Source organism: Paraclostridium sp. (genome assembly GCF_051657365.1).
Taxonomy (GTDB): domain Bacteria; phylum Bacillota; class Clostridia; order Peptostreptococcales; family Peptostreptococcaceae; genus Paraclostridium.
On record NZ_JBOFKN010000101.1, the window covers coordinates 105231 to 119270 of the forward strand.

A 14040-nucleotide genomic window follows, 5' to 3' on the forward strand; every position below is an offset into this window, starting at 1 on the left:
TGTTATTATTAATAATGTAAGACTTGCTAGGGAAGGAGACGTATATTATGGAAATAATGAAAAAGCTTACAGATATGACTACATCAGGAGGATGAGCTGCAAAAATTGGGCCAGAGGTTCTGGCATCAGTATTAGCTCAATTACCTAAAAATACATCGGATAAAAAAGAGAATTTATTAGTGGGGCTTGAAACAGCAGACGATGCAGCAGTATATAAATTAAATGAAGATACAGCACTTATACAAACGTTAGATTTTTTCACACCTATGATAGATGATCCATATGTTTTTGGACAAATAGCGGCATCTAATTCATTATCAGATGTTTATGCAATGGGAGGAAAGCCTTTGGTTGCTATGAATATTGTATGTTTTCCTTCTTGTCACGATATGAATGTTTTAGCAGAAATATTAAAGGGTGGAATGGACAAAGTTAAGGAAAGTGGAGCTTTATTAGTAGGAGGACATACAGTTGATGATAAAGAACCTAAATATGGTTTATCTGTATCAGGAACTGTACATCCAGATAAAGTATTATCTAATGCAACAGCTAAACCAGGAGATAAGTTAGTTATTACTAAACCTATAGGAGTAGGTATTTTAAATACTGCTATGAAAGAAGGTTTAGTAGATGAAGAAACTTCTAAGATTGTAGTTGAAACAATGGTTCATTTAAATAAATATGCAGCTAAAAGTTTTGACAATATAAAAGTAAACTCAGTTACAGACATAACTGGATTTGGACTTTTAGGGCATACGGCAGAAATGGCTAAAGCATCAGAAGTTAGTATAGAATTAGAAGTTAATGAAATACCTATTTTAAATGGAGCTATTGATATGGCTAAGATGGGTATAATACCAGCTGGTATGTATAGAAATAAACAATATATATCAAAAGATGTATATTTAGAGAATATAGATGAAGCTACAGAAGATATATTATATGATCCTCAAACATCTGGAGGCTTACTAGTATCAGTACCAGAAGAACTAGCAGAGGAATTAGTAAATGACATGAAAAAAAATGGTTCTATAGAAGCCAAAATAATAGGAACTGTTGTAGAAAAACAAAAGCATTATATAACAGTTAAGTAAGGACTTATAAGGGGAGTGTGATTTTAATGAAGAAAAGAGAATTATTTGCTCAATTACCATCAGTAGATGAAATGTTAAATCAAGAAAGAATAATAGCTGCACTAGATGAATATCCAAGAACTATATTACTTGAATCTATAAGAGAAGCTATTGAAGAAAAAAGAAGAGCTATAGTTGATTTAAATCAATCAGATTTTGATAAATTTGGTGTATCAGTAGAAAAAATAGTACAAAATACTATAAATAAATGTAATTTAAAATATTCGCTATCATTAAAAAAAGTTATAAATGGAACAGGAACAGTGCTTCATACAAATTTAGGGCGTTCACTTTTAAGTGAGAGTATAAAGGAGGAGCTGTGGGAAGCTGCATCTAGATACTCAAACTTAGAATATGATATAGATAAAGGTCAAAGAGGTTCAAGATATACTCACTTAACAGAAACTATAAAAAGATTAACAGGTGCTGAAGATGTTTTAGTAGTAAACAACAATGCAGCAGCTGTATTATTAGTACTTAGCACTATGGCAAAAGGTGGTGAGGCTATAGTTTCTAGAGGTGAATTAGTAGAAGTTGGTGGTTCTTTTAGAATACCAAGTATAATGGCTTTAAGTGGAGCTGATTTAGTAGAGATAGGGTCTACTAATAAAACTCATTTAAAAGATTATGAAGAAGCTATAACGGAAAATACTAAAGTGTTAATGAAAGTTCACACAAGTAACTATAGAATACTTGGATTTACACAAAGCATAGAAGTAGATGAACTTTGTGAATTAGGTAAAAAACATGACCTTCCAGTTATAGAAGATTTAGGTAGTGGTGTTTTCTTAGATGTATCTAAGTATGGATTAAGCTATGAGCCAACAGTGCTTGACTCTATTAGAAAAGGTGCTGATATAGTTACTTTTAGTGGGGACAAGATGCTAGGCGGACCACAGGCTGGGATTATAGTTGGGAAAAAAGAGTATATAGAGAAAATGAAGAAAAACCAACTTACAAGAGCTTTAAGAGTAGATAAACTTACGATATGTGCGCTAGAGGCTACATTAAGAATGTATTTAGATGAAGAAAAAGCAAGAAAAGAAATACCAACACTTAGAATGTTAACTTATTCTATGGAAGAATTAGATGAAAAAGCAAATAGCTTATATTCAACTATAGAGTATTTGAATAAATATGCTAGTATAAGTATTGAAAATGGATTATCTCAAGTTGGAGGAGGATCTATGCCATTAGAGACTATAGATTCTAAGGTTATAGCTATAACTCCAAATGATATGAATGTTGCTATGTTAGAAAAGAAATTAAGATTAAGTGATGCTCATATAATAGCAAGAGTATATGATGATAAATATGTATTAGATACTAGAACTATTTTTGAAGATGAATTTGAAATAGTTAAAAATGAATTAGAAAAAGCTTTAATAGGAGGTTAATCATGAAAAATGTAATAATAGGAACAGCTGGACATATAGACCATGGTAAAACAACTCTTATAAAAGCTCTTACAGGAAGAGAAACAGATACCTTAGCAGAAGAAAAGAAAAGAGGTATTTCGATAAATTTAGGATTTACTTACTTTGACTTGCCAAGCAATAAAAGGGCTGGGATAGTTGATGTACCTGGGCATGAAAAGTTTATAAAAAATATGCTTGCAGGAGCATCTGGACTTGATATGGTTTTATTAGTTGTGGCTGCTGATGAGGGAGTTATGCCTCAAACTGTTGAACATATGGATATATTAACTTTCTTAAATATAAAAAAAGGTATGATTGTTTTAACTAAGAGTGATACTGTTGATGATGATTTTAGAGAGTTAGTGAAAGAAGATGTACGTGAGAAAGTTCAAGGAACTTTTTTAGAAGATGCAGAAATTATAGAAGTTGATTCTATATCAAAACGTGGTATGGATGAACTTATAGCTAAGATAGATAAAATGACAGATGAAATAGAAGATAAAAATTTAGAAGCTCCAGCTAGACTTAATATAGATAGAGTATTTTCTATAAAAGGATTTGGTACGGTTGTAACAGGAACTTTAATAGAAGGTAAGATAAGTATAGATGATGATTTAGTTATATATCCAAAGGAACTTAAAACTAAGATAAGAAGTATACAAGTTCATGGTGAAAGTGTAGATACTGCTTATGCAGGGCAAAGAACGGCTATAAATATATCTAATGTTAAAGTTGATGAAATTGATAGAGGTGATGTATTAGCATCTATACATTCATTAGAAGAAGCTATGATGTTAGATGTTAGATTAAGTATAGTTAAGCATATGGACTCAGGTCTTAAGCACTGGGATAGATTAAGACTGTATCATGGGACTAGAGAAATACTTTGTAGAGCAGTTCCTCTAGAAGTTGAGGAAATAAATCCTGGAGAAAGTGGACTAGTACAACTTAGACTTGAAGAAAGCATAGTTGCTAAAAAAGGTGATAAGTTTGTTGTTAGAAGATATTCTCCTATGGAAACTATAGGTGGGGGTATTGTAATAGATACTAATCCAAGAAAACATAAGAGATTTGATGAGACTATAATATCTGCTCTAAAGGTTAAAGAAAAAGGCGAGCTTACAGATATACTTGAAGAGTATTTAAAAAATAATTCTAGAAATTATCCTAACTTCAAAGAAATAATGAGTTATAGTGGTGATAGTGAAGAAAACATAAAAAAAGCACTAGAAAAGCTTATTGAAGCCAATAAAGTTGTATGTGTAAATAATATGTATATGCATATAAATCAATATAACTTGTTAAAAGAAAATTCAGAAACTGAATTAAAAGCATATCATAAAAAGTTTAGACTTAGAAAAGGTATGTTAAAAGAAGAAGTAAGGTCTAAAATAGAAATTAAGTTTAAAACTAGGGAGTTTGATGTTTTATTAGATATGTTTGTAAATGATGGGCTTATAAAGGTTGATGGAAATATTGTTTCTTTAAAGGAATTTAATGTAGTTTTAAATGAGAAACAATTAAAGATAAAAAATGAAATAGAAAAAACATTAACTTCAGCTGGGCTTAATAATATATATACTATTGAAGATATAACTAACAATAAAAAAGAGTATGAAGAGGTTTTTGAGTCTTTATTAGGTAATACTGTAGTTAGACTTGAAGATAACTATATAATGGCTGCTACGGTTTATGAGGATGCTAAGAATAAACTTATTAAGTATCTAAAAGAGAATAAAGAGATAACTTTAGGTGATTATAGGGATTTAGTTAATTCAAGTAGAAAGAACTGTATGATAATACTTGAAGACTTTGATAGAAATAAAGTAACTAAGAGAGTTGAAAATAAAAGAGTGTTATTTTAGAAGTGAGTAGTGGGTGGCTCGTTAGAGTTATAGTTGTTTCCTTCACACAAAGTACGGTAAAGAGGTACTTTAAGTGTTGCGTCAACAACTATTAACTCTAACTTAGCCTATATACTCACTTTTTTAGTTTTTGATGGTGAATGTTGGATCTGAAAGATTAAATGAATCTTTAAGTCCTGGAGTTAGGTATATTTCTTTGTTTTTAGTTATAAATATTGCCTCTGTGTTTGGCATTGATTCTATTAATTTAAGTCCTTCTTTTGTTCCTAGTGAAAATGTTGTTGTAGATAGTGCATCACAGTTCATGGAGTTGTCTGAGATTATTGTTACACTGCTAAGTTCGTTTTCTACAGGATAACCTGTTTTAGGGCTTAAAATGTGGTGATAAATCTTGCCGTCTTTTTCTATATATCGTTCGTATATTCCTGATGTAACTACTGAGTTGTTTGTTGTACTTAAACTACCTATAGAGTTACCTCTAGGTTTAGTTGGATCTTGTATTCCTATATTGAACTTATTTTTACCGTCTTTTGTTCCTAATGTATATATGTTACCTCCAAGGTTTACAATAGCGCCTTCAATTTTTTGTTCTTTTAGATATGAAACTACTTTATCTGCTGCATATCCTTTACCTATTCCACCTAAGTCTAATTTAGTGCCCTTGTGTTTTAACATAATGCTAGTATTTTTATCATCTAAAACTATATTTTTATAATTTATAGTTGGTAAAACTTCATTAATTTCTGATTGTGTAGGAACTTTTGCTTTTTCATTTCCAATATTCCAAAGCTGTACTAAAGAACCAATTGAAACATCAAAGTTGCCACCGGATACATGGGAAAAATGGATAGATGTTTTTATAACATCAAAGGTATCTTTTGATACTTTTGTAAAAGATTTACCTGCATTTTCATTGATTTTATAAATATCACTAGATAAGGTAGATGGATTCATTTTATTATCTATGTCTTTTACCATTTCTTCACACTTAGATAATATTTCTTCGGCTTTTTTTTCATCAAATTTAGTATATAGTGTAACTTCATTAACAGTTCCTAGGTAATACATGGTTTTAGAATAGGTATTGACTTTTTTGCTAAATATGAAAAAAATGGATACAGCTAATAATATTATTATAGCTATACAAAATATAAGTTTTTTATTTTTCATGGTGTTCCCCTTTGTATTTATGATATATTTAATTATATTATAAATGTTTGGAGGAGAAAAATGAAGAAAAACGATTTTTTTCTTATTTTATCTATAATTGTCGTTGTATGTGCATTTTTAGTTTTTAATCATTTTAAAGAATCAGGTAAAGCTGATAAGGTTGTTATATATGTAGATAATAAAGTTTATAAGGAAGTACCTCTAGATAAAAATGAGGAACTAACTATAAAAACTGAAAATGGATATAATAAAGTCAAGATACATGACAAAGGTGTAGAAGTTACACAAGCTTCATGTCCAGATGAAGTATGTGTAAAAACTGGATTTATAAATAAATCTAACAAAAGTATTGTTTGCATACCTAATAAAGTTAGTATAAAAATAATTAGTGATGAAAAAAATGATATAGATATAATATCAAATTAAGAGTAGGTGAAATTATGGTTAAGATAGGAAATGACTGGGACGAAATTTTAGAAGGCGAATTTGAAAAGCCTTATTATTTAGAGTTAAGAGAGTTTTTAAAAAATGAGTATAGCACACAAACTATATTTCCTGATATGGATGATATATTTAATGCATTAAAATACACTTCATATAAAGACACTAAGGTTTTAATTTTAGGACAAGATCCATATCATGGAGAAAATCAAGCACATGGACTTGCTTTCTCTGTAAAGCCTGGAGTTAAAACGCCACCATCTTTACTTAATATGTATAAAGAATTAAAAACTGAGTACGACTATTGTATACCAAACAATGGTTATTTAGTTCCTTGGACTAAGCAAGGCGTATTATTATTAAATACAGCACTTACAGTTAGAGCTCATGAAGCTAATTCTCATAAAGGCAAAGGGTGGGAGATATTTACTGATAATATAATAAAATTATTAAATTTAAGAAATGAACCTGTTATATTTGTTCTTTGGGGTAATAATGCAAGAAATAAGAAGAAGTTAATTGATACAGAAAAACATTATATAATAGAGTCAGCCCATCCAAGCCCTTTATCTGCAAGCCGTGGATTCTTTGGATCGAAACCTTTTTCAAAGACTAATGAAATATTAGTTAGTTTAGGTAAAGCTCCTATAGATTGGCAAATTCCTAATATATAAAATATGATTCAAATAATCTATGAACTTAAAGTTAAGTGCATACTTAAAGTTCATAGATTTATTATAGTTATAATGATTTTTGGATGGATTTTCATGTCAAAAAATCACAGAAAAAATATTTTTGAAGCATAACTTAAAATTTAATGTAAAAATGTGAAAATGTTTGCTAAAAATAGTTGAAAAAATTTTATAGATATGATAATATAAATTCATAAGTAAGAGGACATCCCATATGGGGGTGGATGGGTGCTGGTGTGCCCTCTAGTCTTCAAAACTAGTATGAGGGGTTAAGAGCTTCTTGGGTGGGTTCGATTCCCACGCACTCCCGCCAATAAACAAAAAAGTAACTTCATTTTTGAAGTTACTTTTTTATTTGCATAAATTACTATTTTCTTTCATTGTAAATTGATTTAAAGCTTCATCCCAGGTATATATTTCTTTTGAAATTTCTTTGTTAAATTGATTTTCTTGATTTGAAGTAGTAGCTACATAAAGTATTTTAGGAGGATTATCATCTAAAAAATCTACACTACCAGATAATATATTTTTATTATTGTTTTCTAGATTTACTATTTCTACATATAAATCTTTTTTTAACTTAGATACGTATGTAAACTTTTCTTTATGAAATATTTCTATAAACTTTTTATTATTTAAATAATTATCTCTATCCTGTGAATTTTGTTCAACTACTAAAAAATCTTTGTAAAAATAGAAATCATCAACATAATCTAAATTATCAACTATACAATTGAAAGAATAAGTGCTGTCGCTATTTTTTTTATAAAAAGCTATAAAACATTTGTTTTGAGGCAATGTTATAGTAAAGGCTATGAAATTATTTTTATCATTCTCGATTGTTTTATGAATTTCAAGTTGCATATAATCTATATATTTTATAAAATCTTCTTTATGAGTATCTTTTAAAATTTGAACGATTAAATTATAATTATCATTGTTAGATATAGCCTCTATTATAGCTGACTCTTCTATATTTCCATTAGTAGAGTTGAGATCTATAATTAATAATAATGAAACTAGCATATTTACCATTAAAATGTATAATAGAAAAGTTACTAATTTTTTCAAAGTATCACCCCTATTTTAAGCTGATATTAAATTATATTCGTATACATAAAAAAAATTACATAAGGAGAAACAATAAGCATGGATAAAAATTTTAGAACTAGAACGGGTCTTATAGTTGGAAATGAAGGGCTAGATAAATTAAAAAATTCAAATGTTATAGTATTTGGAGTTGGAGGAGTAGGAAGTTTTGCAGCTGAGGCTATAGCAAGAGCTGGGGTTGGTAAAATGACTATTGTAGATTTTGATGATGTTGATATAACTAATATAAATAGACAATTACCAGCACTACATTCAACGGTTGGAAGAGATAAGGTAGATGTTATGAAGGAAAGAATTTTAGATATAAATCCAGATATAGATATACGTGCAGTAAAAGCTAAGTATACTTCAGACAATAGTGATGAATTGTTATGTGAGAATTATGATTATGTGGTTGATGCTATAGATATGGTAACTTCAAAGATTCATTTAATTGAAAGTTGTGTTAAGAAAAATTTAAGAATAATAAGTTCTATGGGTATGGGGAATAAATTAGATCCTACTAAGATTGTTGTTACTGATATTCATAAAACTCAGATGTGTCCATTAGCTAAAGTTATGAGAAAAGAGTTAAGGGATAGAAAAATAAAGAAATTAAAAGTTGTTTATTCAACGGAGCAACCTGTTGAGTTAAAAGAAAAAATTATGAATGGGAAGAAGATAACTCCTGGAAGCATATCTTTTGTACCTTCAGTTGGCGGACTAATAATAGCTTCTGTAGTCGTAAATGATTTAATAAAATAAGTTGATAAAAATGGGTGACCCTGGTTGGCGCTTAGTATTAATATGAAATTTACATCCATACAGGCTGATAAGGCGGTCTGTAAATGTGGGCTAAATTATATATTAATATTTTGCTAGACAATACGGGGCCCCATTTTTAATGTAATTTATTTTATTTTTTAGGTGGAGCGGTAGTTGTTATGGTGTTTCCGTCGCTGTAAAAGGATATATGGCCTTGTTTGTCAGTTCGGTAGACTTTTGTATCTGTTTGAGTTAGCCTCAATAGTGTGTCTTTGTGAGGATGACCATAGGTGTTGTTGTATCCGCTAGATATTGCAGCTACATCTGGAGTTATTGACTTTAAAAATTCTTCACTTGAGGAGTTTTTACTTCCATGGTGAGCTACTTTTAAAAAGTCTATGTCTTTTAGGTTGAAGTTGTTAATTATATCCATTTCATTTTCTGAAGTAGCATCTCCTGTAAACAAAAATGATTTATTTTCATAGTCTAATTTGAATACTATAGAGTTTGAGTTATTATCTATATGGGTATAAGAAGGATTTAGAACGGTTAATTTTATATTATCATCTAAATTAAATTTATCGCCTCTAGATAGATATTGAGGTTTGATATTTTTCTTATTGCAAGATTGTATTAAGTTATAGTATGCATCACTATTAGTTTTTTTGTTTGGAAGATAAAGTTTTGAAACTTTAAATTTATCTATAATTTCATCTAAACTACCTATGTGATCAGTATCTGGATGTGTTGCTATTATAAAATCTATGTTTTTTACTTTTTTAGCTTTGAGAAATTTTTTTATGATAAGTGAACTGTCTTCGTGGCCTCCATCGACTAATATGTTTTTGTCATTTGGAGTTTGTATTAAAATACTATCACCTTGTCCTATATCTATGATATGGATTGATAGTAATGGGTTTTTGCCACAGCCTACCAAAAGTGTTATTATAATAAATGTTAAAAATATGATTTTTTTCATTTTACGCTCCAATCATTACCTGTTTATATTGTACTTATAAGGACAATATTAATTAATAAAAGATTTATTTAATAGTTTAGACTTTTATTTAAAACTTAATTCAAATAATATAGGGTAATTAAATAAAGTGTGAAATGTAATATATAAAAAGATTTAAAAGGAGAATTTACTATGATTTTTAAAGAGATTGACATAAATTCATATGAAGAATTAAGACCGTTTTTTAATTCTGTAGATTATGAAGCTTGCGAGTACTGTTTTACGACCTTATATATGTGGAGAGATATGTATAAAACTAGTTATTATATAGAAGATGATTTTGCTATAATAGTTGGAGAATATGAAGGAGATAGATTCTCAGTATTACCACTTGCGAAAAAAGATAAAATACATAAAGCTTTAGCTTTTATGTTAGAGTATTTTAAAAATGAAGATCATCAAATATATTTAAGAGCTGTAACTAAAGAAGTAGTTGAACTTTTACAAACTGATTATCCAGGAAAGTTTAAATATATAGAAGAAAGAGATTACTTTGACTATGTATATGATGCAGAAGCATTAAGAACTTTAAAAGGAAGAAAAAATCAAAAGAAAAGAAATCATTTAAATTATTTCTTAAAAGAATATGAAGGAAGATTTGAGTATAGAAAACTTGATGAAAGTGATTTTGATGAGTGTATAACTCTTTTAAAAGCGTGGGCTGTTAATAAGGAAGAAAATGGGGATGTTGAAGAGGGAATTGATGATGAATTTATAGCTGTTAAGAAAATATTTGATAACTATAATGTTTTAAAAGAAGATGTTAGAGTTGGTGGAGTTTATATAGATAAAAAATTAGAAGCTTTTAGTATAGGTGAAAATATAAATGAGCATATGGCTGTAATTCATATAGAAAAAGCAAATCCTGAGATAAGAGGATTATATCCATTTATAAATCAACAGTTTTTAGTAAATGAATTTGCACATGTAGAACTTGTAAATAGAGAAGAAGATTTAGGTATTGAGGGTCTTAGAAAAGCTAAACTTTCATACCATCCATGTAAGTTTGTAGAAAAGTATACTGTTATGGAGGCATAATATGAAAATAAGATATGCTAAAGATGGGGATTTAGACAATATAAAAGATATATGGAATTATTGTTTTGGTGATGAAGAAGCTTTTGTTAATTATTATTTCAATGATAAATACAAGCCAGAAAATACTATATTAATTGAAGAAGATGATGAACTTATGTCATCTCTTCAATTAAATCAATATAAGATAAATTTAAATAATAAAGTTTATGACACTTCATATATAGTAGGAGTATCTACATATCCAAATGCTAGAGGCAAAGGATATATGAAAGATATGATGGAGTTTGTTTTAAGTGAACTTTATAAAAAGGGACAACTAGTTTCACTTCTTATGCCTATAGATTATAGGCTATATAGAAAATATGGTTATGAGCATTGTTATGACCAAATTGAATATAAATTAGATATAAATGATTTAAAACAATTTAAAATACATGGTGATTTCAAAAAGATAAATGATAGTCATATTCAAGATATTATTGATATACATAATGAATTTTTAGTTAATGTAAATGGTCATGTAGCTAGAGATAAAGATTATTATAAAAATTTATTTAATGAAATTAAATGTGAAAATGGACATATGTATATTCATAAAGATGAAGAATATCAAGGTTATATAATATACTTCATTATGGGAGATACTATGTTTGTAAGAGAAATGTGTTATAAAAATATAAAATCTTTAAAGTCTATGCTTAAGTTTATATTCAATCATAATACTCAGTGTAAGAAAGTAACTATTATGGCTCCTGTGACTGATAGTATAAGATATATTTTACCTAATCCAAAAACTAATGAACTTAGCATAAAACCTTTTATGATGGGTAGAGTTATAAATTTAGAAGGATATTTAAATACTTTAGAGGTGGGGGGTAACGATTTAGAACCCTCTTACATAGGTGTTATAGATAATCAAATTGAAGAAAATAATAAAGTATTTGAGATAAGTGTTAAAAATAATAAAGTAGAAGTTAGAAAAAGCGATAATAAATCTGATATAGATTTAAACATAAACTATATTAGTCAATTAGCATTTTCATACATGGATATAGATCAAGTATTATTTTTAAACGATATAGTGAAAACTAAAGAAAACACAAGTGCAATTAATTTATTGAAAACTATATTTAATAAATTAGATAACTATGTAAATGAATATGTATAAAAAAATATCCATACTAAGCTAATTTATAGCTTGTATGGATATTTTTTTATTATTTAAATCATATACATAAATGTATTTACAAGTGTAAAGACACCTGTTAAAATTATCTTGAAGTCAAATGTTTTCAGGAGGGTTTATGGGGAAGTTTAACAAAAGTATAAAAGTTTTTTTAACTATGGGATTAGTAGTTATGAGTATTGTTGGATGTACTTCGGTAAATGAGAAAGAAAAGAAAAATGTAAAAAATGAAGAAGATGATTTCTCTGTAGGTATTGTTTTAGGTGAAGGGGGAGCTAATGATCAAAGCTTTAATCAATCTTCAATAGAAGGTCTTGAAAAAGCGAAAAAAGAGTTAGGAATAGATGGTATGTACTTAGAGTCAAACCAAGACTCTGACTATGCACCTAATATAGAAACTTTTATAGATGAAGAAGTAAATTTAATAATAGGTGTGGGATATACAACTGCAGAATCTATATTAAATGCTGCAAATCTTTATCCGGATAGACAATTTGTTATGATAGATCATAATTATGAAGAAGAAGGACAAGAGATACCTAAAAATTTGATGTGTATGACTTTTGATGAAAGGGAAGCAGCTTATTTAGTAGGTTTGATAGGTGCTAAGATGAGTAAAACTAATGAGGTTGGATTTATAGGTGGAATGAAGATACCTAATATAACAAGATTTGAAGAAGGATTTATAAAAGGAGTTAAAGCTGTAAATCCTGATGTAAAGTGTGTATCTCAGTATGCAAATTCATTTGATGATGCTAGTTTAGGAAAATCAATAGCAAATCAAATGTATTCAAATGGAGCAGATGTAATATTTTCAGCAGCAGGGGGAGTTGGAACTGGGGCGATAGAATCTGCTAAAGAAAACAACAAATATGCTATTGGTGTTGATATGGATCAAAATAGTTTAGCTCCTGATAATGTTATAACTTCGGCTATGAAAAGAGTTGATATAGGTGTGTTTGATATTATATCTAAAATCAAAGGTGGAAACTTTGAAGGTGGAAAAGCAGTTATGTATGGGCTAAAAGAAAATGCTGTAGGGATTGCACCTTCTACATCTAAGAATGTTCCTAAGGAAATCTTAGATTATGTAGATGATCAAACTCAAAAAATAATATCTGGAAATATAGTGGTTAAATAATAAAAAGAGTTGCCTTTGTTGAGGTAACTTTTTTTATTTTAATAGGGGTGGAGTAAGTGATTTAAAAAGATTTAATTGTACATAATTTAGAAAATAAGTTTTTTAGGAGTTATGCATGAGAAGACCTTTGCTGATTGTTTTTTGTGTGGTTTTGATTATTAGTTTTCTGGTGACTAATGTTGAGAGTGAAAGTGATAATATAGAAGATGATTTTATAACTATAAATGGCCTTGTGAGTAATAAGGTTGATAAGGAAAAATATACTCAGTATGATGTTGGTGATTATTTAGTTAAGGATTATTCTAAAAAAATAAATATGAAACCAGGCGATGTAGTTAATGTGGAGGGGAAGTTTAAGCATTATAAAAATTTGAAGTTTGAGGATTTTGATTATGGTAGGTATTTAAAAAGTAATGGGTATGATGGGACTATAGATATAAAGTCTTATGAGGTGGTTGGAAATAATTTATTGTATTCTAAGATATTTGCTATGAAAGATAAAGTAAGTAAGACTATGAATTACTTATATAAAGATAAGTCAGAGTTTATAAATTCTATATTAATAGGGGAAAAAGATGGTATAGACAAGAATGTAAAAGAAATATTTTCAAAAACTGGAGTGAGTCATATTTTGGCTTTGTCAGGACTACATGTGAGTATTTTGATAACTATTATAGGATTTAGTATTGGGGGTATAAAAAAGTTTTATAAATTAATTTTGATAGGGTTATTGTTATGGCTCTATAGTATCATGGTTGGACAATCTCCTTCTATAGTTAGGGCTATTGTATGCAGTTTAATAGCTTATATAGCTGTATTTATTCATAAAAGGTCAGATGGTATATCAAACTTATCTTTTATAGGGATTATTTTAGTAATTAATAACCCATATATAATTTATAATATAAGTTTTCAATTGTCTTTTTTAGCAACATTGTCTATAATATATTTCTATGGCTATATAAATTCTAAGATTAAATTAAAGTTAATAGCTCTTACAATTTCTGCTAATATACTTACTTTACCTTTAGTGTATTTTCATTTTAAGAATATATCTTTGGTTTCTGTGATTAGTAATGTAGTA

Annotated in this window: 14 protein-coding genes and 1 tRNA gene; 12 read left to right on the plus strand and 3 right to left on the minus strand. The window is 28.4% G+C overall.

Features of this window, described 5'->3' with window-relative positions; genetic code table 11:
- Positions 1–47 precede the first annotated feature (47 nt).
- The 3 genes from selD to selB are packed head-to-tail and all read left to right on the plus strand — an operon-like array spanning position 48 to position 4416.
- Positions 48–1094: a selenide, water dikinase SelD gene (gene selD, locus ACRCYC_RS07710; RefSeq protein WP_438618563.1), complete on the plus strand. Its 1047-nt coding sequence runs from the start codon at positions 48–50 to the stop codon at positions 1092–1094.
- A 26-nt stretch (positions 1095–1120) separates the two neighbouring features.
- Complete coding sequence (gene selA / locus ACRCYC_RS07715) at positions 1121–2530, plus strand: L-seryl-tRNA(Sec) selenium transferase (protein ID WP_438618564.1); 1410 nt, start codon at positions 1121–1123, stop codon at positions 2528–2530.
- A gap of 2 nt (positions 2531–2532) precedes the next feature.
- Positions 2533–4416, plus strand: a complete 1884-nt coding sequence (gene selB, locus ACRCYC_RS07720; protein WP_438618565.1) for a selenocysteine-specific translation elongation factor — start codon at positions 2533–2535, stop codon at positions 4414–4416.
- 123 nt (positions 4417–4539) lie between these two features.
- Here the strand turns inward: selB and ACRCYC_RS07725 are convergent, their stop codons facing one another.
- Positions 4540–5586: an FAD:protein FMN transferase gene (locus ACRCYC_RS07725; protein WP_438618566.1), complete on the minus strand. Its 1047-nt coding sequence runs from the start codon at positions 5584–5586 to the stop codon at positions 4540–4542.
- Positions 5587–5646: 60 nt separating this feature from the next.
- Between ACRCYC_RS07725 and ACRCYC_RS07730 the strand changes: the two genes are divergently transcribed.
- From ACRCYC_RS07730 to ACRCYC_RS07745, 4 genes are all read left to right on the plus strand, one after another.
- Positions 5647–6012, plus strand: a complete 366-nt coding sequence (locus tag ACRCYC_RS07730) for a NusG domain II-containing protein (RefSeq protein ID WP_438618568.1) — start codon at positions 5647–5649, stop codon at positions 6010–6012.
- A 14-nt stretch (positions 6013–6026) separates the two neighbouring features.
- On the plus strand, positions 6027–6701 hold the full coding sequence (locus ACRCYC_RS07735; RefSeq protein WP_438618569.1) for a uracil-DNA glycosylase: 675 nt from the start codon (positions 6027–6029) through the stop codon (positions 6699–6701).
- A gap of 3 nt (positions 6702–6704) precedes the next feature.
- Positions 6705–6833, plus strand: a complete 129-nt coding sequence (locus ACRCYC_RS07740) for a hypothetical protein (protein WP_438618570.1) — start codon at positions 6705–6707, stop codon at positions 6831–6833.
- 102 nt (positions 6834–6935) lie between these two features.
- Positions 6936–7032 (plus strand) — tRNA-Sec (locus tag ACRCYC_RS07745).
- 38 nt (positions 7033–7070) lie between these two features.
- Here the strand turns inward: ACRCYC_RS07745 and ACRCYC_RS07750 are convergent.
- On the minus strand, positions 7071–7790 hold the full coding sequence (locus ACRCYC_RS07750; protein ID WP_438618571.1) for a hypothetical protein: 720 nt from the start codon (positions 7788–7790) through the stop codon (positions 7071–7073).
- Between the two features lie 78 nt (positions 7791–7868).
- Between ACRCYC_RS07750 and ACRCYC_RS07755 the strand changes: the two genes are divergently transcribed.
- A complete protein-coding gene (locus tag ACRCYC_RS07755; protein ID WP_438618572.1) occupies positions 7869–8573 on the plus strand; it encodes a tRNA threonylcarbamoyladenosine dehydratase in 705 nt (234 codons plus the stop codon).
- 151 nt (positions 8574–8724) lie between these two features.
- Here ACRCYC_RS07755 and ACRCYC_RS07760 read toward each other — a convergent pair whose 3' ends face one another.
- Positions 8725–9552, minus strand: coding sequence for a ComEC/Rec2 family competence protein (locus tag ACRCYC_RS07760; RefSeq protein WP_438618573.1), 828 nt, complete (start codon positions 9550–9552; stop codon positions 8725–8727).
- Between the two features lie 171 nt (positions 9553–9723).
- Here ACRCYC_RS07760 and ACRCYC_RS07765 point away from each other — a divergent pair, with 171 nt between their 5' ends.
- From ACRCYC_RS07765 to ACRCYC_RS07780, 4 genes are all read left to right on the plus strand, one after another.
- Positions 9724–10629, plus strand: coding sequence for a DUF2156 domain-containing protein (locus tag ACRCYC_RS07765; RefSeq protein ID WP_438618574.1), 906 nt, complete (start codon positions 9724–9726; stop codon positions 10627–10629).
- Position 10630: 1 nt separating this feature from the next.
- Positions 10631–11797: a GNAT family N-acetyltransferase gene (locus ACRCYC_RS07770; RefSeq protein ID WP_438618575.1), complete on the plus strand. Its 1167-nt coding sequence runs from the start codon at positions 10631–10633 to the stop codon at positions 11795–11797.
- Positions 11798–11933: 136 nt separating this feature from the next.
- Positions 11934–12956 (plus strand): BMP family lipoprotein, encoded by a 1023-nt coding sequence (locus tag ACRCYC_RS07775; RefSeq protein WP_438618576.1) that lies wholly within the window; start codon positions 11934–11936, stop codon positions 12954–12956.
- A gap of 151 nt (positions 12957–13107) precedes the next feature.
- Positions 13108–14040: ComEC/Rec2 family competence protein (locus ACRCYC_RS07780; RefSeq protein WP_438618577.1), on the plus strand; the 933-nt coding region annotated here is incomplete at its 3' end.

What these genes read in the sequence shown, in the direction of transcription:
- ACRCYC_RS07760 (WP_438618573.1), bottom strand. Translation starts at nt 9,552, where the DNA reads ATGAAAAAAATCATATTTTTAACATTTATTATAATAACACTTTTGGTA.
- ACRCYC_RS07765 (WP_438618574.1), top strand. Translation starts at nt 9,724, where the DNA reads ATGATTTTTAAAGAGATTGACATAAATTCATATGAAGAATTAAGACCG.
- ACRCYC_RS07735 (WP_438618569.1), top strand. Translation starts at nt 6,027, where the DNA reads ATGGTTAAGATAGGAAATGACTGGGACGAAATTTTAGAAGGCGAATTT.
- selB (WP_438618565.1), top strand. Translation starts at nt 2,533, where the DNA reads ATGAAAAATGTAATAATAGGAACAGCTGGACATATAGACCATGGTAAA.
- ACRCYC_RS07770 (WP_438618575.1), top strand. Translation starts at nt 10,631, where the DNA reads ATGAAAATAAGATATGCTAAAGATGGGGATTTAGACAATATAAAAGAT.
- ACRCYC_RS07730 (WP_438618568.1), top strand. Translation starts at nt 5,647, where the DNA reads ATGAAGAAAAACGATTTTTTTCTTATTTTATCTATAATTGTCGTTGTA.
- ACRCYC_RS07775 (WP_438618576.1), top strand. Translation starts at nt 11,934, where the DNA reads ATGGGGAAGTTTAACAAAAGTATAAAAGTTTTTTTAACTATGGGATTA.
- ACRCYC_RS07740 (WP_438618570.1), top strand. Translation starts at nt 6,705, where the DNA reads ATGATTCAAATAATCTATGAACTTAAAGTTAAGTGCATACTTAAAGTT.
- ACRCYC_RS07725 (WP_438618566.1), bottom strand. Translation starts at nt 5,586, where the DNA reads ATGAAAAATAAAAAACTTATATTTTGTATAGCTATAATAATATTATTA.
- ACRCYC_RS07755 (WP_438618572.1), top strand. Translation starts at nt 7,869, where the DNA reads ATGGATAAAAATTTTAGAACTAGAACGGGTCTTATAGTTGGAAATGAA.
- selA (WP_438618564.1), top strand. Translation starts at nt 1,121, where the DNA reads ATGAAGAAAAGAGAATTATTTGCTCAATTACCATCAGTAGATGAAATG.